Here is a 23431-nt window from a genome sequence, read left to right as displayed (position 1 = left end):
CCGCCCTACTCCGTTTCGTTCCAGGCCGCCATCGCCTCGAACACGATGGCGTGCCGACGGGCGAGCGCGTCGATATCGGCCGAATAGCCTCCGCCGATCACCGCGACGAGCGGGATCCGGCGGCTGCGGGCCTGCTCGATCACATAGGCGTCGCGCCGGCGCAGGCCATCGTCGGAAAGGCAGAGCCGCCCGAGCTTGTCGTCCCGGTGCGGGTCGACTCCCGCGTTGAAGAACACGAGATCCGGCTCGATGGCATCGAGCAGGCGCGGCAGATGGGCGTGAAGAGCCGCCAGATAGGCCTCGTCCTCCAGGGCATCGGGCAGCCCGATATCGAGGTCGCTGGGAATCTTGCGCACGGGATAGTTCTTCTCCGCATGCATCGAGAAGGTGAAGAGATCCGGTTCGTCGCGCAGGCAATCGGCAGTGCCGTCGCCCTGATGTACGTCGAGATCGACGACGAGCGCGTTGTGGATCGCGCCCTCGGCATGGAGCGCCTTCGCCGCGATGGCGACATCGTTGAAGACGCAGAAGCCGGCCCCCGTCTCCCGCTGCCCATGGTGGCTGCCGCCGGCCGTCGTCCCTGAAAGCCCGTGCTGAAGCGCCAGTCTCGCGGCGAGCAAGGTCCCGCCGGCCGATGAACGGGCACGGCGCACCACGCTCTCACTCACGGGAAGGCCGATCCTCCGCTCGATCTCGCGGGGAACGGAACAGGCCAGGATCTGATCCACATAGGCGCGATCATGCGCCAGGGCGATCAGGTCGGCCGGCGCTTCCTCCGGTTCGACGAAGCCGTTCGATGCGAGCCCCATGTCGGCGACCACCTCGGCGAGGCGCCCGTATTTTCGCATGGGAAAGCGATGACCGTCCGGCAGGGCAGCCTGGTAGGCGGGATGAGAAACGATCGGCACCTGCTTCATGTCCCACCCTTTCCGGTCGAAGTCCGTCTATTGGCCGGCCGCTATCGCCTTCTCGGCCAGCATGACGGCGGATTCCTGCGAACGCGCTCCGCAGATGAACCCGCCAGGATGGCAGAAGACGCCATCGGCGATCCCGGCGATCCGGGAAAATTCCTCTTCCTGCAAGCCCCGCCACGCCTCCGGCAGGGACAGTCTCTGGCCGAAGGAATTGGGCTCCGGCGGAACGGTCCGGCAATACCAGGATGTGGTGTCCTCATTCGGGTAGATGATGAAGAGGAGGTCACGCAGCCCGCCCTCGAAGACCGCCTTCTCCCAGGGCAGCTTGCGATTGAGAACGATGATCCGCGGGTCCTGCGCCTTCCGGGCGGCGGAGAGCACGGAGGACTGCGCCTGAGCTTCCGCGTGGGCCTGCCGGCAGGCCCGGAACAGGATCCCTCTGGCGAAATCGGCCGCCTCGAGGAACGCATCGTCATAGGACTGATCGCCAGCCCAGGTGGGATTGAAGGCTTCGATCAGAAGCGACAGATGCCCCTGACTGACCGACGCGACGCCGTTGTCTGCCTGGTCGATGGCCAGAACGAAGCCGTTATCGATGTCCTGCCAGACCACGTCCAGCAGATCCTCATCGATCCCCGGAGCCAGATTCGGCAGGGCGTTGCGCCCGAAATCGCGCCAGATCAGGCCCACCGAGCTGTAGGGAGTACCATCGGGCCGGCGCGGGAGATCCCGCATGTGGTGATCGTAGCGTCCGCGGGCGATGTCGTAAACGCCGCCGACGTCGAAGACGAGGTCCGCGGCGTCGATCAAGGCCGTGTCACGGGTCCGGGTGAAATCGAAAGTCCCCAGGGCTTCCCGCAAAATCGAGAAGGCGAAGACATCGTCGGCATGGAATGTGCCGCTGTGGGTGACAACCTTCATTTTACTCGTGCCGACCACCGTCGGCTGCTCCTGACCAGTTCTGCATCTCGATCCGCGATAACAGAGCTACTCGAAGAAGATAAGCTGCTGCAATCACATCCTTTATGCTGACGGGAGGATAGCCTGAATAACCGCTCGATGGCGGCTTGACCTTGCCATCGTGGAAAGGTCCAAGAGTGTCGGGATCTTGAGAAAGGATCCCGATCATGCATCATTTCCACGTGCCGGACATCCATTGCGGCGGCTGTCTGAGAAGCCTTCGGCAGGCTCTTCAAACGCTCGATCCGCAAGCCCAGGTCGAGGGCGACCTGGAAAGCCGCGTCATCGCCGTCGCCACGAGCCGCGACGAATCCGCGATCCTGGTGGCCCTGCACAGCGCCGGCTACGCGGCCCGGGCTCTTTCGCAGCAGGATGCCTGACGGCAAAGCGATCGCAGAGAATCCCGGGCATCCGCGTGCCCAGTCCCGGAGCTTTACCCACTCAACGCGTTTCCTTTTCGCGAGCACCAACGATGAAAACCCATTCTCTTGTCCTGGCCGCACTCTTGATCGCCCTGCCTGCGGCCAGCCGGGCGCAGAGCGCGCACGGAGGCCACACGGGGCATTCCGCGACATCACCAGCGCAGGCCGTGGAGGCCCCTTCCACACAGGGCTACCGCCAAGCGAACGAGACGATGCACCGGAACATGGACATCCTGTTCAGCGGCGACCCGGATGTGGATTTCGTGCGCGGCATGATTCCCCACCACCAGGGCGCCATCGACATGGCAAAGGTGGCGCTTCAGCACGCCAAGGACGAGCAAATCCGGAAATGGGCGACCGACGTCATCCGGGAACAGGAGCGAGAGATCGCCGAAATGGAAGCCTGGCTGAAGAAGAAGGGAGTTCGGTAGGCCCGCTCCGTGCCGTCGATGGACCGGGCCTCCACCCGGTCATCTTCATGTCGCTTCATGTGCATATCCCTGCCACGAACGTGCGGGGTCGTGCGTTAGTGGGTATCCCTTGCGGGCGAATGGAAAGGACGAATCATGTTCACGCTGACGATTAGCGACAAGCCTGTCGCCATTACCAATGCCGAAGAGGACGAGGCCCGCGATCTCCTCATGAGCGAAGACTTCAAGGAAGATCTCAAGGTCCTTGAAAGCGAGGGCGCTCCCCTGTGGGACGGCTTCGCGACCCTGAACGTCCGGCCGGCGACCGACGAGGAAAAGACCGAGTTCGAGAACGCGGATTTCGATGACGACGAGGATGACGATGACGAGGAGGAAGGTCCTTACATCATGTTCCTGGTCGATGTGACCGATCCCGACGAAGTGGAGGACGAGGCCTGACCCGTTCCGTCCGGCTGTCGGGCGCTGCCGCTTCGTGATCATCCCGGGCCGGGTCCGCTCCATGCGGGCCCGGCCTTTCGCCGCGGAACATGCCCGGATCGGGCCCGTTGGCACCGGATGAGCTGGCTTGTACAACCCCGCCTCGTGAACGATCCGTTCGGCGACCCGGGCGTCTACCTGGATTTTCGTTACGGCCGCCGGGCGATTCTCTTCGATCTCGGCGATGTCAGCGCCCTCTCCTCCCGTGAACTGCTGCGCGTGAGCCACGTCTTCGTCTCTCACACGCACGTGGACCATATGGCCGGGTTCGATCGGCTGTTCCGGCTCTGCCTTCATCGTCCGCAACCACTGATCCTCATCGGACCGCCGGGCTTCGCCGCGCAGGTCGAACATCGGATCCGCGGGTTCACCTGGAACCTTCTGGATGAGAACTCGGTCGATTTCCGCCTCAGCGCCATGGACTACGACGGCCGACGCCTGGGTCGCGCGGCAGAGTTCCAAGCTCGTGAGGCCTTCGCCCGGCGGGAGGTCGAGCCACCGCTTTTCCTAGAGGGTATCGCCTGGATGGAGGGCGAGTTCAGGATCGAGGCCGTCGCTCTCGATCACGGGATCCCGTCCCTCGCCTTCGCCCTGAGGGAGGTCCTCCAGGTGAATGTGTGGCGAGGCGTCCTGAACGAACTTGATCTCCCGCCAGGACCCTGGCTCAACGAAGCCAAGCGGGCGGTCCGTCTCGGCATGCCGGACGATCATCCCGTTGCCGTTCCGGGTCGAGGAAGCATTCGCCTTGCGGACCTGAAGGGTCAGGCCTTGCGCGTCGCGCCGGGCCAGGCCGTCGCCTACGTCACCGACGCGGCGCCTCATCCCGAGAACCGCGCGAAAATCGTTCAGCTCGCCCGTCGGGCCGATCAACTCTTCATCGAAGCGGTCTTCCTGGAGCGTGATCGATCCCTGGCCCTCGCATCTCTCCACCTGACCGCCCAGGAAGCCGGATCGATCGCCCGGGAAGCGGAGGTCAGATCCGTCACGCCGTTTCACCATTCGGCCCGCTACCTGTCGGAGCCGGGCCTCCTGCCCCAGGAGGTGTTCGAGAGCTTCGGTACGCTCGGCGCGAGCGCGATGCCGGCCTGAACCTCTAATCGGGCCGGAAAACCGCCGCGTGGATCTGTCTGGGATCGGGCCTGCGGCTCGAGCTGAACCGGACCACGCGGTAGCCGCAGGATCTCAGGACCTTGTCGCGCTGCGCATCCTTGCGGGCATCATGGGAGCGATCGTCGAGCTCGACGACCGCCACGACCTCAAGGTCCCGAACGACGACCCAGTCGACGCGGGTGTTCGAAATGCGCTTGAAGGCGATCCAGAAGGCTCGGCTGCCTTCCTTGGCGTCTGGCCGGACGAGCGCCAGGATCGGAACCTGCGGCCAGATCTGGCACTCGGGGCAAGCGGCCAGAAGACGCTGATAAAACTCGCGCTCGTTGTCCGTCATGATCGCAGCACGCCGATAGCGCGGCTTGCGGGTCCAGAGAAGGACCAGAACGAACAGGACGCCCAGCAGGCCTACGCCTGCGAGCCACGACCACGGGAGGTTTTCGATCATCACAATAGACTGCCCCTGCCCTCGGCTCGCTCGAATGTGAACGGCCATGCTTCATCGTGCCTGTGAAGCATAGCAGCTAGCATGAAACCGAGACGGATGGTCCTGCGTCTTCTTATTGTCGAGTTAAGTCCGCCGGGGAGAGCACAATGGACCTCAGCCGCCGAACCTTCCTGCTTGGAGCCTCAGCCGCAGCCGTCGGCACCGGGCTGCCGAGCCACCCGAGCTTCGCCCAGTCGATGCGGGACATGTCCGCCTACCAGCGCATGTACGCTCCCGTCGATGACCTTTACCCGGTTCCGGGCATCGAGCTGTCGAGGATCAACCCAGCCTACCTGCGGCGTGTCGTCGAGTACCAGACCGCCGAGGCGCCCGGGACCATCGTGGTCGACCCGCGTTCGCGCTACCTTTACCTCGTCATGCGCGACGGCATGGCGGTGCGCTACGGGGTCGGCGTCGGTCGATCGGGGTTCAGCTGGTCCGGATCCGCCGTCATCAAGGACAAGCAGGAATGGCCGGACTGGTATCCGCCGAAGGAGATGTTCGGGCGGCAACCCGAACTGATGGAGCAGATGGGCGAACTGCCCGGCGGTCCCGGCATGCCAGGCGGCCCCGGCAACCCGCTCGGCGCCCGCGCGCTGTACCTCTGGCAGGGCAACAAGGATACGCTCTACCGCATCCACGGGACCTTCGAGCCCTGGACGATCGGCACGAATGTTTCATCGGGGTGCATCCGCATGATCAACCAGGATGTGATCGACCTTTACAACCACACCCCAGTGGGCACGAAGGTGGTCGTCCTGTCGTCGCCATCGGGTCGCCCGAAGCGGAATCAGACGGCGGCCCTGCCCGATTAAGCAAAAAGGCACGGTTCGCGCCTATTTTTGCCATGGTTAACGACCACACGTCGCTTCAAGGGACGCGGGAACCAACGAACCATGGCGCGAATACTCGCCCGATCCGATCGATCGGTTGGCGGATGCAGGTCAGCCCCTGCCTCCGAACGGAGCTGCCTGCCTGGCAGGAAGAGCCTATCCTGTCTGGCTGTCGGCCTCCTGGGAGCTGCCTCCTTCCTCCTCCTGGCGACGGCCCGCATTCAGGACGCTGCCGCGTTCGGAGAGACCCGCACCCTCACCTTCTTTCATACGCACACGCGCGAAAGCTTGACGGTCACCTTCCGCCGGAATGGGGATTACGACTCGGGCGCCCTGCAGCAGCTCAACTGGTTCCTCCGCGACTGGCGGGTTGAGAAGCCCGCGCAGATGGACCCGCGCCTGTTCGACATCATTTGGGAAGTGTACCGGGAATCCGGCTCGTCGCAGCCCATCAACATCATCTCCGCCTACCGGTCGCCGGAGACCAACGGCGCCCTGCGTCGGCGGTCGAGCGGGGTCGCCGAGCACAGCCAGCACATGCTCGGCAAGGCGATGGACATCCGACTGCCCGACGTGGACACGGCCCGCCTGCGCGCCATCGCGATGAAGATGCAATACGGCGGCGTGGGCTATTATTCGTCCTCAGCCTTCGTTCACGTGGACACCGGCAACGTCCGGGCCTGGCCGCGCATGACGCAGCAGCAGCTGGTACAGCTTTTCCCTGACGGGAAGACCCTGCACCTTCCCTCGAACGGCAAGCCGCTTCCCGGTTACGAGCTGGCGAAAGCCGAGATCCTGCAGCGCAATGCGGCTCTCGCCACCCAGGCCTCTGCCGGCAGCGGTCCTTCCATCGGCAATCTCTTCGCCAACCTTTTCGGCCGCAAGAACGCCGCGCCGGCGTCGCAGCCTGAGACACAGGCCCCGGGTCCATCGACGATGGTGGCGTCGGCCGATCCGGAAAGCGTCAGGGAAATCACTCTGGCGGTTCCCCTGCCGCCGCAGCGCCCGCCAGAGATCAAACTGGCGGCCGTTGCTTTGGCGGAGGCCGCAACGGACGCTGCTGAGGCGACCGTCTCACCAGCAAACTCAAGGATCGCTCCCGAGCTTGAAGCCATCATCGGGTACGATGAGACCGCGGCGGCCAAGTCCCTCTTCGATCCGAGAACGGCGTTCCTCGATCTCGGCTTCACGTCGGACACGCGGCATGACCTCAGCGTCACGCGCTTCAGCGGACCCGCGGTCAAACCGCTTCCGGTCGTCGGCGGGCAGGCTCAGGCTGAACTTGTGACGGGTGGCGAGATCAGACGCCCAGCATCATGACGAGGCCGACTAGGAGCACCAGGACCAAGAGCCCCGAGATGGCGACGGCCCAGTGCGCAGCCCGCCCACTCGGCCGTGCCGTTTTGGTAGCTTCAGACGGCGTTGGACCGGCCTTCTGAAGAGGCGCATTCCGACGCTTCATCTTGGCTGCGGCGGCGCGATCCGGGAACGGAATGATCTCGGCGCTTTTGACAGGTGCCGGGCTGGGCTTGGGATTCGGCGATGCGAGACTGTCGTCCAGCTCGACCGGAACGCCGGTCTCTTCCAGATGCACCACGATGAGGGCAATCTCCTCGGCGCTCATCGAGGCGATTGGAAGGTTGTCCTCAAGATCCTGGTTCGTGAGATGTCCCTGCTCGCGTCCGAGGGCGATCAAACGGTCTAAGGTGGTGCTGTCGAGCGCCGGCTGCATGAGGGCACGACCCTATTGTATCTGTTGGTCGGAGAAGCAGCTCGGGGCCGCTTCGGGGACTTCGCCGAGCTAACGCAACAATAACTCCAGATGTTGCACCTGGAAAACGCCCGAAGTGCGAATTTAATGGCGCTTTAGCCGTAAGTCGAATGTGCTGCGACGGGTGGCTAGTTCTTCGTCGCGCCCGAGGCCTCCTGCAACGCCTCCTTCTCCCGCCTGACCTGTTCCGACAACTGCTCGGCAATGGCGACAAGCTTGCTGGCGGTCTGGTCCTTGCCCTGGAGCTCCACATGGCCGGCGAGCCCGACCGTTAGCAGGGACTCGAAGACCATGTCGGCCGGGATTCCCTTGCGGATTAAGTCGATGGCGACCTTCTGCCACTGATCGGACAACTGTACGCGAAGCTCGGAGATATCGTTGCTCATGGTCCAACCATACATGATCCGGTGCAGGCTGTCCCGTGGACATCCTCGTTCCGGCTCCACTGTCACCAAGCTTACATAGAACCGTTCTAAGGCGCTTGTCGTCCCCGAAGAAATGGAGAAACCGATATGGACGAGCACAAGGGCCGCATTCGCTCGAGCGAACTGGAAGACTCAGGCGATGTCGGAATCAATCCGACGGAAAATCTCACCATGGGCGAGATCATCGCCACGCGGTTCAACCGGCGTGATCTACTGCGGGGCTCCCTCGCGGTTGCCGCCATCTCGGCGACGGTCGGCACCCGGGCTCTCGCGGCCAACGAGCAGCCTGCCAGGAAAAGCATGGCCGCCTCCTTCGACTTCAAGGAAATCGAGGCTGGGGTTGATCAGACCCACCACGTCGCCGAGGGTTACGACGCCCAGGTGCTGCTGCGCTGGGGCGATCCGATCTTCGCCGATGCACCCGAGTTCGATCCCATGAACCAGACGGCCGAGAAGCAGGCCCGCCAGTTCGGGTACAACACCGACTTCATCGGGTTCATCCCGCTCGACGGCTCGGCCGACCATGGCCTGCTCGTGGCCAACCATGAATACACGAACGAGGAATTGATGTTCCCGGGCGTCGGCATCCAGGACACGAAAGATGCCAATTTCTCCAAGATGACCAAGGATCTGGTCGATGTCGAAATGGCCGCCCATGGCGGCGCGGTCGTCGAGATCCGCCGCGTCGACGGTCGCTGGCACGTGGTCAAGGATTCCCGATATAACCGCCGCATCACGGCTACGACCCCCATGGAGATCACCGGCCCGGCGGCCGGACACGATCGCATGAAGACCTCGTCCGACGCCAGCGGCCGCAAGGTGAACGGCATGATCAACAATTGCGCGGGCGGGGTGACCCCCTGGGGTACCTGGCTCAGCTGCGAAGAAAACTTCAACGGCTATTTCTGGGGCAAGCTCGCGGACGATCACGTCGAGGCGAAGAACTACAAGCGCTACGGCATCGGCACGCCCGCCTACGCGTGGGGCAAGCACTACGACCGCTTCGACCTGACCAAGGAGCCTCAGGAGGCGAACCGCTTCGGCTGGGTGGTCGAGATCGATCCCTTCGACCCGAGCTTCGTACCTAAGAAGCGCACCGCCCTTGGCCGCACCAAGCACGAGGGCGCCGCCGGCATCACCAACGGGGACGGCCGCTACGTGATCTATCTCGGCGATGACGAGCGCTTCGACTATGTCTACAAGTTCGTGACGGCCGGAAAGGTAGACCCCGGGAACCGGGCGGCCAATCTCGGCCTGCTCGACGAAGGCACGCTCTACGTCGCCAAGTACGACCCGGACGGCAAGGGTTCCTGGCTGCCTCTGATCCACGGTCAGGGTCCGTTGACGGAGGCCAACGGCTTCAGGAGCCAGGCGGATGTGCTGATCGAGACCCGCCGCGCGGCCGATCTTCTCGGCGCGACCAAAATGGACCGCCCGGAGGACATCGAGGCAAACCCCCAGACCAACCGCGTCTACGTGATGCTGACGAACAACACCCGCCGCAAGGACGATCAGGTCGACGCTGCCAACCCGCGCGCCAACAACGCGTTCGGCCATATCGTCGAGATGATGCCGGAAGGCGGGAACCACGCCGCAACCGCCTTCACCTGGGAGGTGCTGGTGAAATGCGGCGACCCGTCCGTCGCTTCGGTCGGTGCGACCTTCTCGTCGGAGACCACCAAGAACGGCTGGTTCGGCATGCCGGACAACTGCGCCATCGACAGCCAGGGCCGCCTCTGGGTGTCCACCGACGGCAACAACGCCAGGGCAACCGGCCGTGCCGACGGCCTCTGGGCGATCGAGACGGAAGGCGAGAAGCGCGGCACCTCGAAGCATTTCTTCCGGGTGCCGGTCGGCGGTGAGTTGTGCGGCCCCTTCTTCACGCCGAACGACGAGTCGCTGTTCCTCGCGGTCCAGCACCCGGGAGAGGCGGAGGAAGGCACGACATCGACCTTCGAGAATCCGATCACCCGCTGGCCGGACTTCAAGGACAACCTGCCGACTCGCCCGTCCGTGCTGGTCATCACCAAGCAGGGCGGCGGCAAGATCGCCTGAAGCCTGCATGACATCGAAGCACCGAGACGGCAAAGGAGCCCATTGCGGCTCCTTTGTTCTTTCAGGGCACCGGGCCCCATCCTGCGATCATCGTCGATTGTCGGGAGCGGATGCTGCCATCGCGGCAGCGGGAGGAGAGTGGCGCGGGCGACGGGGCTCGAACCCGCGACCTCCGGCGTGACAGGCCGGCACTCTAACCGACTGAGCTACGCCCGCGCATTTCCTCGCATCGCGCGCTCGAAGGAAGCGTTTTTCGCGATGGAGGCGCGCAAGTACCGGTGAATAAGCGCAGTGTCAAATGATGTTTGGGTTATCCCCAGAACATCCTCCGCCGGAGCAGGAACCTAGTCTCTCGTACTGATCGAGAAGACCTCGTGCCCAGCGCCGTTCAGAACCCGCACGGCCTCCACCTCTGAGTCGCGCGACTGCGGGCGTCGCGCCAGAGAAAACACCTTCAAGGCCCGCTCCTTCGCCTTTTCGAGGGAATCGGTGCGCACCATGATGCGGCGGATGATTCCCCCGCCCGCCTCTTCAGACGCGACGGTTTCGATACGATAGATCTCGAACAAGACTTTCAAACTCCACTCTCAGAGCAACTCCACCATCACACCCTGATGCGCTGGAGCTTCTCGAACCGCTTGATCAGACGGTCCCGCTTCAATTTCGACAGACGGTCGATCCAGAAGATGCCGTCGAGCTGATCGATTTCATGCTGGAGGCAGACCGCCATCAGGCCCTCCGCCTCCTCTTCCCGTTCCGAACCATCGAGGCCCCTGTAGCGCACCCGAACCCGGGCGTGACGCTCGATTTCATCGGTCACTCCCGGCATGGAGACGCTGCCCTCCACATGCCGTACGCGGTCTGGAGAAGCCCATGTGATGTCGGGATCGATATAAATGTGCGGTTCGCGATCGGATTCCAGCTGAATGACCACGAGCCGCGCGGGAACCCCCACATGTGGCGCCGTGATGCCGATTCCGGGGGCGGCATGCATCGTGTCCGTCAGATCCCGGGCGAGCTCCCGCACCGTCTCGTCGATCATGCCGACCGGTTGCGCCTTCTGGCGCAGCCGGGGATCGGGAAAACGGACGATGGGACGAACGGCCACGTGATACCTCTTGAAGGCGGGGCGATGGAAAATTTTCCGACTACTTGTAGCGCCCGCCGCGCTGCAGCACCTCGATCTTGTATCCGTCCGGGTCCTGCACGAAAAAGAACCGGGCCGGAGGATTGCCCTCGAGCTTCAGCTCCTTCAGCGAGGTGGGAGTGAGCCCGGACGACTCGAACCGGGCATGCTCCGCCTCCAGATCGTCCACGGAGAAGGCCAGGTGCCCATACCCGTCGCCGAGCGAATAGGGCTCCGTCCGGTCGTGATTGATCGTCAGCTCCAGTTCGAATTCTCCGTGCTCGTTGCTCAGATAGACGAGCGTGAAGCTCTCGAAAGCCAGGCGCTCCGCCACCTTCAGTCCGAATGCCTTGTCGTAGAACATCAGGGAGCGCTGTTCGTCGAGCACGCGGATCATGGAGTGAATGGCCTTGGCCATGGAACGACACCTCTTCGGCATGAGCCAACCGCCGGCTCGGCGGGTGCGACAGGGACGGGTAGGACGCTCCGGGAGATAACAGTGCAGGACGGGGAACGGAAGGGTGCCCTTGCTCCACAGAGCCGCACCTGCCATGAGCCCCAACAAAAAGCCTTCCCTGGGTGAACCAGGGAAGGCAAGTTCGGGAGGAAGAAACGCTGACTGCTGGCCTCCAACAATGCGCGGGACCGTTTGTTACCCGCCTGCGGCGTTCCACCACATCCTTTGCCGGTAACCGAAAGGACCAATGGGCGGTCGGATCATGGCGCAATCAAGGAAAATTGATGCCTGCCAAGCTTCGATTTCGACATTTCCCAAGGAACATTGATCAAGCTAAACGCTTGGTTTCGTACGGAGGCACCATTCCCCGCAACCCCTTGTCGCCTCCGCACACTCAGCAGCCCCGTTCCGCCTGCTTGGAACGGGGCTTTTTCATGGGGTCTGCACCTCGACCTATCGGTCGAACTGCTCGGCAAGAGCGCGGATGCGGTTGCGGACATAGTCGGGAAGTCCGGCGCTGATGGAGTTCCCGGAGTTGAACGAGCTCTTGCCCATGAGCACCTGGGCAGGGATAAGGTTCCGCAGCACGGGAACGTTCTCGAACTCCTTCTTGCGCTCCAGAACGTCGGTTTCCACCGCGAGGGTCATGAACATAGTCGCCACGGTCTTACCGGCATCGGCCGGCGAAGGCTGCAGGACCGTCAGCAGCTTCCCGAACTGCATGACCTGGTTGACGTGGAAGATCGTTTGCTCCAGCACCCCAGCGACGGGAGCATCCAGGCCAGTGAGCCTGGCAAAGCCGCTCCGTTCGATCTCGTCCTGGGCAAGGGTGCGGATCTCCGTCTGGAACTCCATGAACTCCGAGATCTTCTTGCCGCCCTCTTCGAGCTTGTTGGCGAGCCTGATCCCGACCGGCAGCTTGCCCTCCAACGGATAGCGGGATTCGATGCAGAGGCTGCGCTCGGCTTCGCACCAGCGGCGTCCGGGGTGGCGGCTGTAGGCGTATTGCGGATCGGCCTGCGGGGCAGCCTGATCCACCGTGATGCGGCGATGCTTGATGGAGGGGTCAATCTTTTCGAGCACGTCGAGCTGGGTGTAGCGCCCGAGATCGATGGCGCCGGGTGCCTTGCCGATCAGAAACCGTGCCTCCACCACATACATGTGGAGCTTCTCGGTATAGGATTTCGCAATACCGTGGACCGAGACCCTGATGACCGGCTCCACATAGTCGGGAAAGGGGCTCAAGAGCTGCTTCTGGAGCGGCCTCTCGCGTGCCCAGTCCTCGAACCGGATCAGTCCCGTGCCAGGATCTGCCAGCTTGTCGTCGCGATGATCGCTGAACAAGATGGTCTTGGTCTTTAGCCTTGCCGGCGCGACCGACGTTACGGACGGCACTTCGTCGATCTTGAACTCTTGAGCCCGCAGGGCTCCGGCGGAGGCCAAAAGTGCGGCGAAGGCGGCCAGCATCCGTCCGAAAGGCTTCGTCGATGTCATCAGTAAACCTGTCCGTTGCGCCAGAAATAATCCGGATCCACACGCCGTGGCCGCCGGGGAGCCTCGTCTTCCCACCACCAGCGGAAACCCCGCTCAGGCTCGGCCTGGCGGCGTGACGGAAGGTTCTGCCGCAAGCTGTCGAGCCAGCCGGGGCCCTGCGCATACGGGCCCTCTTCGGGGTACTCAGGCCCGCCATTCGCCTCTCCGTCGCTCCACGGATCGGGATGACGGAACGCATAGACCTCCGACTGCGGCACCAGGCGGAACTGCGTCTCGCTCAACCGGCCGAACCAGCTCAGCCGGAAGTACTCCGTGAAGCCCCGCCCCTGCCCGTCTGTCAGCCGGTCGCCTGTGTTCAGATCGATCGGCAGAGCGATGAGCTGCTTGGCCGCCTGAGGCGATGGCGGGCTGAGCGGGGTCTTCGGCGCATGATGATCCCATGCGGCCTGAAGGATGGACTGGAAGATGGGAGCCGCGACCTTGCCGCCGGTCTGTCCGCGCCCGAGGGTCCGCCGCTTGCCGTCGGCATTGTCGTGCCCCACCCAGACCGCGATGGTGACGTCGTTCGTGAAGCCGACGAACCAGGCATCGTTCTCATCGTCAGAGGTTCCGGTCTTTCCCGCCGCGTAGGGCGCAAGCGCCTTCAGGGAGCGGGCCGTTCCGCGCTCCAGCACGCCTTGCAGCATGGTTTTGAGCTGGAAGAAGGAGGCCGGATCGGCGGAGCCGAGCCGGACAAGCGAATTGGCCTTACGGCTGTAGACATTGCGCCCGTTCTCCTCCACGGACTCGATGACATGGGGCACCGGCATGGCGCCCTCATTGGCCACGGCCGCGTAGAACGCGGCGAGATCAATCATCCGCACCGGCTGTGCACCAAGAACGAACGGGTAATGCGGCGTGCATTCGAGGTAGAGCTGCGCCTCGAGGGCAAGTTCGCAGACCCGTTTCAGGCTCTGCTCCGGAGAGGATTCAATGCCGCCGTCGAGCAGGCGCGCGGTCACCAGATTCTTCGAGTTTTCGAGTGCACGGCGCAGGGTGATGATGCCAGAGCGCCCGCCGTCGAAGTTCTTGGGGCTCCACGAATCGCCGCGAGCGGTGGCATCCCCGCCCACGGGGGGCAGCGTCACCGGGGCATCCCAGATCAGCGTATTGGGCTGCAGACCTTTCGACAGCGCAGCGAGATAAGTCAGTGGCTTGAAGGCGGAGCCCGGCTGGCGCTGTGCCTGCGTTGTCCGGTTGAGCTGGCTCAACGGATAGGAGAAGCCGCCGGCCATCGCGAGGATGCGGCCGGTCTTGTTCTCCAGGACGACCGCTCCGCCTTGCACCGCCGGCGGAGTCCGAAGATCGGCGCGAACGGCGCCTTTGCCCTTTTGCTCGATGACCTGAACGCGCACCACGTCATGGAGCTTGAGATCGCGACGGGCCGCCTCCCAGGCGTTCAGCGACAGAATGCGCCCATCCGCCAGACCGACGCGCAGAACATTGGCGCCCGTCTTCCGGTCCTTCCCCTTCTCGACCACGACAGCCGCGGGCCATTGGACGTCGTAAAGCGGCAGTCGCACCGCGCCCAGCGCCCGCCTCCAGGCAGGTGCCGTGTCCGGAACGCCTTCGAGCGACCTGATGGCCCCGGCGAGGTTCGCCTCGGCCCCCTGGTAGCGCTGCCGCCCGATGCTCAGTTCATATCGGGCGAGTCCCTCCTGCAAGGCTGCCTCGGTGGCCCGCTGTAGGGCCGGGTTGAGGGTGGTTCGCACCGTGTAACCGCCCGCGCTCAGGTTCTCGATGTCGGCGAGCGTGCGGGCGTCCCGGCTGACATGATCGACGAAGTAGAAGCCCGATGTGCGCTTGATGCGCTCGAAGGATACCCTCGACGGCAGGGCCGCGACGGCCTGCTGAACCTGATCGGCCTTCAGAAACCCGTCGTCCTGCATGCGGCTGAGCACGTAAGCCATGCGCTCCTGAGCGCGGTCAGGCTTCATATCGGGATTGTAATAGTTCGGCCCTTTCGCGAGACCGGCGAGCAGAGCTCCCTCGGAGACGGACAGCGCCCGGGCGCTCTTCCCGAAATAGCTCCGCGCCGCCATCTCGATGCCCCATGACGAGCGGCCGAGATAGATCGAGTTGAGATAGATCTCGAGGATCTCCGCCTTGCTGAGCACGCGCTCGATGCGCGAGGCAACGATCATTTCCCGCATCTTGCGATCGTAGGTCACATCGTCGCCGACGAGCAGGTTCTTGGCCACCTGCTGGGTGATCGTCGAACCGCCGGCCGGCCGGCCCGGGTTGGCGAGATTGCCCACGAAGGCGCGGATCACACCGCGTTCATCCACCCCTTTGTGCTGATAGAAGCGCTTGTCCTCGGCCGAGACGAAAGCCTGCTGGACGCTTTTCGGGATCTCCGACAGGGATACCCAGACGCGTCGGTGGTCTGGCTCGTAGACCTCGGCGAACCGCTTGCCGTCTCCATCCAGGATGACGCTCACTCCGGGGAGCTTGAGGTTTTTCAGCTTTCCGGCGTCCGGGAGCCCGGCGACCGCCGCATTGTAGGTGGAGATCACCTCGGCGAGATCGACCGGCGAAGGATCGACCTTCTCGTTCTTGCAGAATTGGCGATAACTTGCGTGGAGGTCGTTGAAGCTCAAGCCCTGCAACACCTTCATCTCGCCCGCGATGGCCTGGGGATCGTCCATGGCGGTGGCGATGAGATCGTCGAGGTTGATGTCCTCGATGTCGAAGGCCCGGCGCATATGAGCGCAGCCGTCCTTGAGGATCTGCGAGACCTGCTCCTGATCCCGCGCGGGATCGAAGCTCGTCCTGACCGTGTCCGGATCGGCGAGGACCTGGCTCAGGGTCAGGGCGGTTGCAAAGATCTTGACGAGGATCGCGCTCATTCCACCGCCGTCATCGGACAATCAATCTCCCGTGCGAAGCGACCGGCACGACCGTTCAGGCCGTGCCCTGCTGCCGGTTCGAATCCTGCCCGGGACAAGCTGAATGGGAACCGTACGGCGCGCCGGATGTGGGCTGCGCCATCCTGGTCAGATGGGGCAGTCGAGCTTACTTCCCAGGTGAACCCGCCCCCTTCACGGCAATGTGTCTCACCCCCGTCCGACGAACGGCATCTTCGTCGCCATGACGGTCATGGTGAGCACGTTGGCGTCCAGCGGCAGTCCGGCCATGTAGACCACGGCGTCCGCCACATGCTTGGGATCGATCCTCGGCTCGGGGGCGAGCGTTCCGTTCGGCTGGAGCACGCCTTCGGTCATTCGGGCCGTCATGTCGGTGGCGGCGTTCCCGATATCGATCTGCCCGCAGGCGATGTCGTAGGCCCGGCCGTCGAGGGAAGTGGACTTCGTCAGGCCCAGAACGGCATGCTTGGTGGCCGTATAGGGAGCCGATAGGGGGCGCGGGGCATAGGCCGAGACGGAACCGTTGTTGATGATCCGTCCACCCCGTGGGGTCTGGCTCTTCATGATCCGGAAGGCTTCCTGAGTGCACAGGAAAGTTCCGGTCAGGTTGGTCGCCACCACCTGTTGCCACTGCTCGAACGGGATGTCCTCGAGTGGAACGGCCGGAGACCCCATTCCGGCATTGTTGACCAGAACGTCGACTCGCCCGAAGGCCTGCTTGGCGGCGGCGAAGAGAGCCGCCACGGAGGCCGGGTTCGTCACGTCGGTCGGCACCAGAAGCGTGGAGGCGCTCGCGCCGGCGATCTCCCGCTGTGCGGCTTCCAGCGCTTCGCGGCGGCGTCCGGCCATCACGACGCTGTAGCCGGAGTTCAGGAGCCCTGCGCTGATTGCCCTGCCCACTCCCGTTCCCGCCCCGGTCACGATCGCAACCTTGGAACGTTCCACCATCCTATCCTCCCGACCCGTGCTTTGCCTCTGCCATGAGAGATGCATCTGAGGACCGGAACAGCAAGGACAAAAGCCGAGCCTGCACACACCTTTCGACCACGGAGCGCACCTGTTGGGCCAGGAAGCCTGTTGGGCCAGGGAGGGAACCGGCCAAGCTTTCCCGCGTTCGCATGGTGCTAACCGGAAAGGAATCCGCCATGCGCAATCACGTCCTACATTCGGCTGCCATCCTGACTCTTCTGGCTCTTCCGCTGGCCGCTTGCCAGAGCAGCACTGAAACCGGCGCCGCGACGGGCGCTGCAGGCGGAGCCGTGACCGGCGCGGTCATCGGCGGGCCGGTCGGGGCCGTGGTCGGCGGCGTCGCCGGAGCCGCCGTGGGGGGCGTTATCTCGGCTGAGGAATCGACCAGGGTCCGCACCTATGTGGTGGCCCAGCGCCGCCCGACGATGCGAGTCACCGAGGAAGTGGTCGTGGGCCAGCCGCTGCCGCCGCGCGTGCGGCTCTATGATGTTCCCCCGAGCGTCGGCCTTCGGGACAGTTACAGCTACACGATCGTGAACGACAGGACCGTGCTGGTCGATCCGCAGACCCGGACGGTCGTGCAGGTCATCCAGTAGTCCGAAGGCAAGCCCGCACAAGAAAAAGGCGGCTCGTGAGAGCCGCCTTCCGATCTTCGTCGCCGGATCGGGCGATCAATCGTCGATGTCGAGATGATTGATCAAGATCTCGCGTTTACCGGCGTGGTTGGCGGGTCCGACGATGCCCTCGTTTTCCATGCGCTCCATGAGCGAGGCGGCGCGGTTGTAGCCGATCTGGAGGCGGCGCTGGATGTAGCTGGTCGAGGCTTTCTTGTCGCGCAGCACCACCGCCACCGCCTGGTCGTACAGGTCCCCGCCCGGCGCCCCGAACTCGCCCTGGTCGAACACGGCCGCGTCGGGAGCCGCCCCGCCCTCGTCCTCCTCGGCCGTGACCGCCTCCAGGTACTGCGGCCGGCCCTGGCGCTTGAGATGCGCCACCACCTTCTCGACCTCCTCGTCCGAGCAGAACGGCCCGTGCACGCGCGTGATCCGCCCGCCGCCGGCCATGTACAGCATGTCGCCTTGCCCCAAGAGCTGCTCGGCGCCCATCTCGCCCAGGATCGTGCGGCTGTCGATCTTCGAGGTGACCTGGAACGAGATCCGGGTCGGGAAGTTCGCCTTGATCGTGCCGGTGATCACGTCCACCGACGGGCGCTGGGTGGCCAGGATCACGTGGATGCCGGCGGCGCGCGCCATCTGGGCCAGGCGCTGGATCGCCCCTTCGATCTCCTTGCCGGCCACCATCATCAGGTCGGCCATCTCGTCGACGATCACCACGATGTAGGGCAAGGGATCGAGATCCATCACCTCGTCCTCGTAGATCGCCTCGCCGGTCTCGCGGTCGAAGCCGGTCTGCACCGTGCGCGTGATGGTCTCGGCCTTCGCCTTGGCCTCGACCACCCGGGCGTTGAAGCCGTCGATGTTGCGCACGCCGAGCTTGGACATCTTGCGGTAGCGGTCCTCCATCTCGCGCACCGCCCATTTGAGCGCCACCACGGCCTTCTTGGGGTCGGTGACCACCGGGGTGAGCAGGTGCGGGATGCCGTCGTAGACGGAGAGTTCGAGCATCTTGGGATCGACCATGATCAGCCGGCACTCGGCCGGCGAGAGCCGGTAGACCAGCGACAGGATCATGGTGTTGATCGCCACCGACTTGCCCGACCCGGTGGTGCCGGCCACCAGCAGGTGCGGCATGCGGGCGAGATCGGCGATCACCGGCTCGCCGCCGATGGTCTTGCCGAGGCACAGGGCGAGCTTCTGCTTGGTGGCCTCGAAGTCCTGGGAGGCGAGCAGCTCGCGCAGGTACACGGTCTCGCGCTTGTGGTTGGGCAGCTCGATGCCGATGGCGTTGCGGCCCTGCACCACCGCCACCCGGGCCGAGACCGCGCTCATCGAGCGCGCGATGTCGTCCGCCAGCGAGATCACCCGCGACGACTTCGTCCCAGGCGCAGGCTCAAGCTCGTACAACGTCACAACAGGACCGGGGCGAACGTTGATGATTTCGCCCTTGACGTTGAAATCCCACAGCACGTTCTCGAGCGTCGCGGCATTCTCCTGCAGCACTTCCACCGGCACGTCGGCGCTGTCCCAGATCTTCGGCTCCGCCAGAAGATCCAGAGACGGAAGGTGGAACTCGAAAGAGGCTCTCACCGGCGCGGAGACGCCGACGGAAACTGACGCATAATTGTCGCGGCTCTCACGACGGAAGCTGTCGTTGGCCGGCACCGGCACGCTAGGAGCATGGCTGGCGCGCGGGGGTGTCACGACGGCTGCGCGCCGCGTCGGCACCCCGACAACGCTCTCGTCGATCGCGTCCTCGTCGTCGACAAGATCATCGCCAGGCGCCATCTGCAGATCGTCCACCTGCGCATCGACGTCGTCCTCGTCCCACGGCAGCAATTCGGGTGCGGCTGGAGGAAGTGGCGTCGGAACGGGCGCAGCGACGGCGACCGGGGGAGTCGCCTTCTTCACGGCCGGAGCTCTCTCCTCCTGCCTGGTCTCGATGGGCGCGGGCACGAGAGCCGAGGCCGAAGGGGTCGGCAGGGTCGGATCGAGCAGATACGTCCCCGGCTGCCACATGAAGCTGTAGGATTGCTGGATGGCGGGAAGTTCGTAAGGGGCAGGACTGCTCTTGACGGGCGGTGCAGGCGGCGTGACCGGGCGCGGCGAAGGAGCCGGTTCGGCTGCGGCGGGACCAGCCGGCACATGCCTCTGAGGCGCGTCTCCGCGCGGCCTGACCGGAGCGACCCGCCTGGTCTGGTCGGGAGCCTGCGGCGGTGTTCTGGTGAAAGCGCGCGTCGTGGCACTCCCAGTCTCCTGGGAAGCTGCTTTGCTTTGAAGGGCGCGCAGCCGTTCCTGAACGGCGGGAGCCGGATCCGCGGCCCTCATCGACGCGATCTCCCGGGCCTGCCTTTCGTCACCGTCGGTCGCCGGCTGTGCGGGTGTCTGCATTCTGCGCTCTTTGAGAACCCGCTCGGGGGTGCGCGTGAAGCGCACGTCCGGAGACATGGAGAACGACTGCTCCCAGACGTCGCCACGCGGCGCGCCGTTCGGCCCTCTGTCCCGAAGAGCGCGGCTGCTGTCGAACGCCTCTCGCGAGCCGGAGCGTGGATCAGCCGTTCTCGGCCTTCCGATGCCCGGCCGGGGATCGACGTTGCCCATGGGCGCACCTTCAGCCACTCGCTGCCGTTCGAACGACGGGAACGCCGAAGGGTTCGGACCGCTTGCCGCGATGGCAGGCTGCGGATGTTCGATCGGAGCGCCCGGCGGCACCTGATTGTCAGTATCGGGATGCTTTTCATCGTCCCGCGTGAGGGAGCCATAACCATGGGCGGCGGAAGATGGGGACCGTCGTTTGAAATTCATTGTCTGTTATGGTGTTGGGGCTGAACGAGTCGGCCCGAGAGGAGGTTCGATCCGATTACGCCCGTCAAAGGTAAAAAGAGGATTAGGAGGCGAGCACCGGTCTCCTTGCACCCGACTTGGCACCCGACTTGTCCCCAGCACGATATAGTGCATCAGGGTCTTCAAACCGGCCTCCAGCGACCCCATATTCTTCCTTGCACAAGGTATCCCCTCCCCTTCCAGCGCCGGCATTTGCGGTTCCTTTGAAGAAGTCGCTTGCAAAGTGTCTGGGAGGGTTTATATGAGCGCCTCCCTTGAGGGTGTTTTGCGGAAGCGGGGCTCTTGCGGGGTTTTTCCACCAGGACGGATTTTCCAGGGTTCAGGCCGTCAGGCCTGGGGCGGGTCGTCGGGTGTACGGGCTGGGTTTGATCTGGTCTGGGCCATGAGCGGTGCGGGTTCGAAGGGTCTTCGGGCGTGGTGAGCGGCTCCTCTGGCGGTTTTTTCCGGCATGGGCTGGGAGGTTTTGGCCTTCCGGCGGGGTTGACGCAGGCGCGGCAGCGTTTTTGCGAACGGGATGTCTTGGCCTTTACTTGAGAGAGGCTTGCGAGTGTTCCGGCAGATCTTCAGCGGCGGGTACGAAAGCTTGAAAAAACTTTCGGCGGGCGGTTGACAGGGGAAAGAACAGGGACTAAATCAGTCTCATCGGCGGCGGGGTTCGGCAACGGACTGGTCGCCTGGAGGCTTCGAGGTCTGCGCCTTCCGCGAGGGATGGCTGGACGGCTTGAGGTTCTTTTTGTGTCTCCCTGGCGAGGCACGTGCTCTTTGACATTGTTGAGAGGGAAGAGAAGCGTAGGCGGCGGTGTCCTTGCGCCGGTCCTTTGGGGCCGGATGGAATGAACATCGACCTGATCTATGCTTTGGTGAGTACACCGCTTCAGTGGCAACGCTGGAGATGGAGGTGCTCTGTCAATTTGCGTAGTGACATAGTCGAGATCAAATTCTTCAACTTGAGAGTTTGATCCTGGCTCAGAACGAACGCTGGCGGCAGGCTTAACACATGCAAGTCGAACGCATCCTTCGGGGTGAGTGGCAGACGGGTGAGTAACGCGTGGGAACGTGCCCTTCAGTTCGGAATAACCCAGGGAAACTTGGGCTAATACCGGATACGTGCGAGAGCAGAAAGATTTATCGCTGAAGGATCGGCCCGCGTCTGATTAGCTAGTTGGTGAGGTAATGGCTCACCAAGGCGACGATCAGTAGCTGGTCTGAGAGGATGATCAGCCACATTGGGACTGAGACACGGCCCAAACTCCTACGGGAGGCAGCAGTGGGGAATATTGGACAATGGGCGCAAGCCTGATCCAGCCATGCCGCGTGAGTGATGAAGGCCTTAGGGTTGTAAAGCTCTTTCAGTGGGGACGATAATGACGGTACCCGCAGAAGAAGCCCCGGCTAACTTCGTGCCAGCAGCCGCGGTAATACGAAGGGGGCTAGCGTTGTTCGGAATCACTGGGCGTAAAGGGCGCGTAGGCGGCTTTGTAAGTCGGGGGTGAAAGCCTGTGGCTCAACCACAGAATTGCCTTCGATACTGCATGGCTTGAGACCGGAAGAGGTTAGTGGAACTGCGAGTGTAGAGGTGAAATTCGTAGATATTCGCAAGAACACCAGTGGCGAAGGCGGCTGACTGGTCCGGTTCTGACGCTGAGGCGCGAAAGCGTGGGGAGCAAACAGGATTAGATACCCTGGTAGTCCACGCCGTAAACGATGAATGCCAGCCGTTGGCGAGCTTGCTCGTCAGTGGCGCAGCTAACGCTTTAAGCATTCCGCCTGGGGAGTACGGTCGCAAGATTAAAACTCAAAGGAATTGACGGGGGCCCGCACAAGCGGTGGAGCATGTGGTTTAATTCGAAGCAACGCGCAGAACCTTACCAGCCTTTGACATGTCCCGTATGGATCCTGGAGACAGGGTTCTTCAGTTCGGCTGGCGGGAACACAGGTGCTGCATGGCTGTCGTCAGCTCGTGTCGTGAGATGTTGGGTTAAGTCCCGCAACGAGCGCAACCCTCGCCCTTAGTTGCCATCATTCAGTTGGGCACTCTAAGGGGACTGCCGGTGATAAGCCGAGAGGAAGGTGGGGATGACGTCAAGTCCTCATGGCCCTTACGGGCTGGGCTACACACGTGCTACAATGGCGGTGACAAAGGGCAGCGAACCCGCGAGGGGGAGCTAATCCTTAAAAGCCGTCTCAGTTCAGATTGCACTCTGCAACTCGAGTGCATGAAGGCGGAATCGCTAGTAATCGTGGATCAGAACGCCACGGTGAATACGTTCCCGGGCCTTGTACACACCGCCCGTCACACCATGGGAGTTGGTCTTACCCGACGGCGCTGCGCCAACCGCAAGGGGGCAGGCGACCACGGTAGGGTCAGCGACTGGGGTGAAGTCGTAACAAGGTAGCCGTAGGGGAACCTGCGGCTGGATCACCTCCTTTCTAAGGATGTTCTCTTACTGGGGGCATCTGTTCGTCTCGAACAGGCTGTCGCTCATATCGGAACACTTGGAACAATAGGGTCAGTCAGACCCTGCTATGCGGGACGCTGCCGTCTTCGCTTCTCTTCTCAATTCCGGATACATCGGTCGAGGCTCGCGCTTCGATTGGGGCCTGTAGCTCAGGTGGTTAGAGCGCACCCCTGATAAGGGTGAGGTCGGACGTTCGAGTCGTCCCAGGCCCACCATCTTATCTTGACGGGGCCTTAGCTCAGCTGGGAGAGCGGTAGCTTTGCAAGCTTCAGGTCGTCGGTTCGATCCCGACAGGCTCCACCATTTTTTATGGGTATCCGGATGTCAAAGGAATTCGCCTCCCCTGCTTTGCGGGGGAGCGCGGATGTTTGAAATCGTAAAGAGGCGGCATATTCGACCAGCGGACGACCTAGTTCCGCGAACCAGCCACGGCCCGCAGCCGTGTGCGTCGGATATGCTTGGCAAGCAAAAATCGTCTTCAACGTGTGACGCGTTGAAGACAGGTCTTTCTTGAAGGTCATGTCCGGTCTTTGCCGAGCGGACATTGATCATGAGAGTAATCAAGTGTCGTAAGAGCATCTGGTGGATGCCTTGGCGCTGAGAGGCGATGAAGGACGTGGTACGCTGCGATAAGTCTTGGGGAGCTGCGAACGAGCTTTGATCCAGGAATCTCCGAA

At 63.4% G+C, this 23431-nt stretch carries 21 protein-coding genes, 3 tRNA genes and 2 rRNA genes (1 of these 26 cut by a window edge); 12 read left to right on the top strand and 14 right to left on the bottom strand.

The features are described 5' to 3' along the window. Window positions 1–5: 5 nt before the first annotated feature. The 3 genes from HPT29_RS09880 to HPT29_RS09870 are packed head-to-tail and all read right to left on the bottom strand — an operon-like array spanning window position 6 to window position 2043. Entirely contained in the window at window positions 6–917 is a 912-nt protein-coding gene (locus HPT29_RS09880) for a histone deacetylase family protein (RefSeq protein ID WP_173945497.1), read from the bottom strand. A gap of 27 nt (window positions 918–944) precedes the next feature. Beyond that, window positions 945–1835 (bottom strand): MYG1 family protein, encoded by an 891-nt coding sequence (locus HPT29_RS09875; RefSeq protein WP_173945496.1) that lies wholly within the window; start codon window positions 1833–1835, stop codon window positions 945–947. 1 nt (window position 1836) lies between these two features. Next, a complete protein-coding gene (locus HPT29_RS09870; RefSeq protein WP_173945495.1) occupies window positions 1837–2043 on the bottom strand; it encodes a hypothetical protein in 207 nt (68 codons plus the stop codon). Here HPT29_RS09870 and HPT29_RS09865 point away from each other — a divergent pair. From HPT29_RS09865 to HPT29_RS09850, 4 genes are all read left to right on the top strand, one after another. Further along, entirely contained in the window at window positions 2042–2254 is a 213-nt protein-coding gene (locus HPT29_RS09865) for a heavy-metal-associated domain-containing protein (protein ID WP_173945494.1), read from the top strand. The genes HPT29_RS09870 and HPT29_RS09865 overlap by 2 nt on opposite strands. 92 nt (window positions 2255–2346) lie before the next feature. Then, window positions 2347–2727 carry a CopM family metallochaperone gene (gene copM, locus HPT29_RS09860; RefSeq protein ID WP_173945493.1) on the top strand — a complete coding sequence of 127 codons (381 nt, stop codon included), beginning with the start codon at window positions 2347–2349 and terminating at the stop codon, window positions 2725–2727. A 135-nt stretch (window positions 2728–2862) separates the two neighbouring features. Then, window positions 2863–3165, top strand: a complete 303-nt coding sequence (locus tag HPT29_RS09855) for a hypothetical protein (RefSeq protein ID WP_173945492.1) — start codon at window positions 2863–2865, stop codon at window positions 3163–3165. 117 nt (window positions 3166–3282) lie between these two features. Next, window positions 3283–4293, top strand: coding sequence for a ribonuclease Z (locus tag HPT29_RS09850; protein WP_173945491.1), 1011 nt, complete (start codon window positions 3283–3285; stop codon window positions 4291–4293). A gap of 4 nt (window positions 4294–4297) precedes the next feature. On the opposite strand, the gene HPT29_RS09845 is transcribed toward HPT29_RS09850, so the two are convergent. Next, window positions 4298–4759 carry a DUF2726 domain-containing protein gene (locus HPT29_RS09845; RefSeq protein ID WP_173945490.1) on the bottom strand — a complete coding sequence of 154 codons (462 nt, stop codon included), beginning with the start codon at window positions 4757–4759 and terminating at the stop codon, window positions 4298–4300. 146 nt (window positions 4760–4905) lie between these two features. Here HPT29_RS09845 and HPT29_RS09840 point away from each other — a divergent pair, with 146 nt between their 5' ends. Both HPT29_RS09840 and HPT29_RS28705 read left to right on the top strand, forming a co-directional pair. Further along, on the top strand, window positions 4906–5613 hold the full coding sequence (locus HPT29_RS09840) for a L,D-transpeptidase family protein (RefSeq protein ID WP_173945489.1): 708 nt from the start codon (window positions 4906–4908) through the stop codon (window positions 5611–5613). 306 nt (window positions 5614–5919) lie between these two features. Then, a complete protein-coding gene (locus tag HPT29_RS28705) occupies window positions 5920–6951 on the top strand; it encodes a YcbK family protein (RefSeq protein WP_349774719.1) in 1032 nt (343 codons plus the stop codon). On the opposite strand, the gene HPT29_RS09830 is transcribed toward HPT29_RS28705, so the two are convergent. Together HPT29_RS09830 and HPT29_RS09825 are read right to left on the bottom strand one after the other, a co-directional pair. Continuing rightward, window positions 6932–7363: an RNA polymerase sigma factor region1.1 domain-containing protein gene (locus tag HPT29_RS09830; protein WP_173945487.1), complete on the bottom strand. Its 432-nt coding sequence runs from the start codon at window positions 7361–7363 to the stop codon at window positions 6932–6934. The two genes, HPT29_RS28705 and HPT29_RS09830, sit on opposite strands and share 20 nt — an antisense overlap. A 167-nt stretch (window positions 7364–7530) precedes the next feature. Further along, on the bottom strand, window positions 7531–7788 hold the full coding sequence (locus HPT29_RS09825) for a hypothetical protein (protein ID WP_173945486.1): 258 nt from the start codon (window positions 7786–7788) through the stop codon (window positions 7531–7533). Between the two features lie 126 nt (window positions 7789–7914). Between HPT29_RS09825 and HPT29_RS09820 the strand changes: the two genes are divergently transcribed. Next, window positions 7915–9882, top strand: a complete 1968-nt coding sequence (locus tag HPT29_RS09820; protein ID WP_173945485.1) for a PhoX family protein — start codon at window positions 7915–7917, stop codon at window positions 9880–9882. Between the two features lie 139 nt (window positions 9883–10021). Here the strand turns inward: HPT29_RS09820 and HPT29_RS09815 are convergent. From HPT29_RS09815 to HPT29_RS09785, 7 genes are all read right to left on the bottom strand, one after another. Further along, window positions 10022–10098: transfer RNA gene (locus HPT29_RS09815), tRNA-Asp, on the bottom strand. A 128-nt stretch (window positions 10099–10226) separates the two neighbouring features. Continuing rightward, on the bottom strand, window positions 10227–10451 hold the full coding sequence (locus HPT29_RS09810; protein ID WP_173945484.1) for a hypothetical protein: 225 nt from the start codon (window positions 10449–10451) through the stop codon (window positions 10227–10229). A gap of 35 nt (window positions 10452–10486) precedes the next feature. Next, window positions 10487–10990 carry a peptide deformylase gene (locus tag HPT29_RS09805; RefSeq protein WP_173945483.1) on the bottom strand — a complete coding sequence of 168 codons (504 nt, stop codon included), beginning with the start codon at window positions 10988–10990 and terminating at the stop codon, window positions 10487–10489. Between the two features lie 40 nt (window positions 10991–11030). Next, window positions 11031–11426 (bottom strand): VOC family protein, encoded by a 396-nt coding sequence (locus HPT29_RS09800; RefSeq protein WP_173945482.1) that lies wholly within the window; start codon window positions 11424–11426, stop codon window positions 11031–11033. 492 nt (window positions 11427–11918) lie between these two features. Then, on the bottom strand, window positions 11919–12959 hold the full coding sequence (locus tag HPT29_RS09795; protein WP_173945481.1) for a hypothetical protein: 1041 nt from the start codon (window positions 12957–12959) through the stop codon (window positions 11919–11921). Further along, entirely contained in the window at window positions 12959–15847 is a 2889-nt protein-coding gene (locus HPT29_RS09790; RefSeq protein ID WP_173945501.1) for a penicillin-binding protein 1A, read from the bottom strand. The genes HPT29_RS09795 and HPT29_RS09790 overlap by 1 nt, the downstream gene beginning before the upstream one ends. A 207-nt stretch (window positions 15848–16054) precedes the next feature. Next, the gene (locus HPT29_RS09785) at window positions 16055–16813 is read right to left on the bottom strand and encodes an SDR family oxidoreductase (protein ID WP_173945480.1); all 759 of its coding nucleotides are present in this window, start codon (window positions 16811–16813) and stop codon (window positions 16055–16057) included. A 197-nt stretch (window positions 16814–17010) separates the two neighbouring features. Here HPT29_RS09785 and HPT29_RS09780 point away from each other — a divergent pair, with 197 nt between their 5' ends. After that, window positions 17011–17430, top strand: a complete 420-nt coding sequence (locus HPT29_RS09780; protein ID WP_173945479.1) for a DUF1236 domain-containing protein — start codon at window positions 17011–17013, stop codon at window positions 17428–17430. Window positions 17431–17505: 75 nt separating this feature from the next. Here the strand turns inward: HPT29_RS09780 and HPT29_RS09775 are convergent, their stop codons facing one another. Beyond that, window positions 17506–20052 carry a DNA translocase FtsK gene (locus HPT29_RS09775; protein ID WP_259060530.1) on the bottom strand — a complete coding sequence of 849 codons (2547 nt, stop codon included), beginning with the start codon at window positions 20050–20052 and terminating at the stop codon, window positions 17506–17508. Window positions 20053–21238: 1186 nt separating this feature from the next. On the opposite strand from HPT29_RS09775, the gene HPT29_RS09770 reads away from it, so the two are divergent. From HPT29_RS09770 to HPT29_RS09755, 4 genes are all read left to right on the top strand, one after another. Then, window positions 21239–22725, top strand: a 16S ribosomal RNA gene (locus HPT29_RS09770). Window positions 22726–22892: 167 nt separating this feature from the next. Then, a tRNA-Ile gene (locus tag HPT29_RS09765) sits at window positions 22893–22969 on the top strand. 12 nt (window positions 22970–22981) lie between these two features. Next, window positions 22982–23057: transfer RNA gene (locus tag HPT29_RS09760), tRNA-Ala, on the top strand. A 255-nt stretch (window positions 23058–23312) separates the two neighbouring features. Further along, a 23S ribosomal RNA gene (locus tag HPT29_RS09755) occupies window positions 23313–23431 on the top strand; it runs 2690 nt beyond the window's last position. Together the 16S and 23S rRNA genes with 2 tRNA genes alongside form the textbook arrangement of a ribosomal RNA operon.

The organism is Microvirga terrae (assembly GCF_013307435.2).
Classification (GTDB): Bacteria; Pseudomonadota; Alphaproteobacteria; order Rhizobiales; family Beijerinckiaceae; genus Microvirga; species Microvirga terrae.
The sequence above is the reverse complement of the archived record's forward strand: the minus strand, read 5'-3'. Positions and strand labels throughout refer to the sequence as shown.

Excerpts from the sequence above, each read along its gene's own strand:
- copM (WP_173945493.1), top strand. The coding sequence starts at position 2,347 with ATGAAAACCCATTCTCTTGTCCTGGCCGCACTCTTGATCGCCCTGCCT.
- HPT29_RS09855 (WP_173945492.1), top strand. The coding sequence starts at position 2,863 with ATGTTCACGCTGACGATTAGCGACAAGCCTGTCGCCATTACCAATGCC.
- HPT29_RS09800 (WP_173945482.1), bottom strand. The coding sequence starts at position 11,426 with ATGGCCAAGGCCATTCACTCCATGATCCGCGTGCTCGACGAACAGCGC.
- HPT29_RS09780 (WP_173945479.1), top strand. The coding sequence starts at position 17,011 with ATGCGCAATCACGTCCTACATTCGGCTGCCATCCTGACTCTTCTGGCT.
- HPT29_RS09785 (WP_173945480.1), bottom strand. The coding sequence starts at position 16,813 with ATGGTGGAACGTTCCAAGGTTGCGATCGTGACCGGGGCGGGAACGGGA.
- HPT29_RS09845 (WP_173945490.1), bottom strand. The coding sequence starts at position 4,759 with ATGATCGAAAACCTCCCGTGGTCGTGGCTCGCAGGCGTAGGCCTGCTG.
- HPT29_RS09865 (WP_173945494.1), top strand. The coding sequence starts at position 2,042 with ATGCATCATTTCCACGTGCCGGACATCCATTGCGGCGGCTGTCTGAGA.
- HPT29_RS09790 (WP_173945501.1), bottom strand. The coding sequence starts at position 15,847 with ATGAGCGCGATCCTCGTCAAGATCTTTGCAACCGCCCTGACCCTGAGC.
- HPT29_RS09825 (WP_173945486.1), bottom strand. The coding sequence starts at position 7,788 with ATGAGCAACGATATCTCCGAGCTTCGCGTACAGTTGTCCGATCAGTGG.
- HPT29_RS09775 (WP_259060530.1), bottom strand. The coding sequence starts at position 20,052 with ATGGGCAACGTCGATCCCCGGCCGGGCATCGGAAGGCCGAGAACGGCT.
- HPT29_RS09870 (WP_173945495.1), bottom strand. The coding sequence starts at position 2,043 with ATGATCGGGATCCTTTCTCAAGATCCCGACACTCTTGGACCTTTCCAC.
- HPT29_RS09830 (WP_173945487.1), bottom strand. The coding sequence starts at position 7,363 with ATGCAGCCGGCGCTCGACAGCACCACCTTAGACCGTTTGATCGCCCTC.
- HPT29_RS09880 (WP_173945497.1), bottom strand. The coding sequence starts at position 917 with ATGAAGCAGGTGCCGATCGTTTCTCATCCCGCCTACCAGGCTGCCCTG.
- HPT29_RS09875 (WP_173945496.1), bottom strand. The coding sequence starts at position 1,835 with ATGAAGGTTGTCACCCACAGCGGCACATTCCATGCCGACGATGTCTTC.
- HPT29_RS09820 (WP_173945485.1), top strand. The coding sequence starts at position 7,915 with ATGGACGAGCACAAGGGCCGCATTCGCTCGAGCGAACTGGAAGACTCA.
- HPT29_RS09840 (WP_173945489.1), top strand. The coding sequence starts at position 4,906 with ATGGACCTCAGCCGCCGAACCTTCCTGCTTGGAGCCTCAGCCGCAGCC.
- HPT29_RS09795 (WP_173945481.1), bottom strand. The coding sequence starts at position 12,959 with ATGACATCGACGAAGCCTTTCGGACGGATGCTGGCCGCCTTCGCCGCA.
- HPT29_RS09850 (WP_173945491.1), top strand. The coding sequence starts at position 3,283 with ATGAGCTGGCTTGTACAACCCCGCCTCGTGAACGATCCGTTCGGCGAC.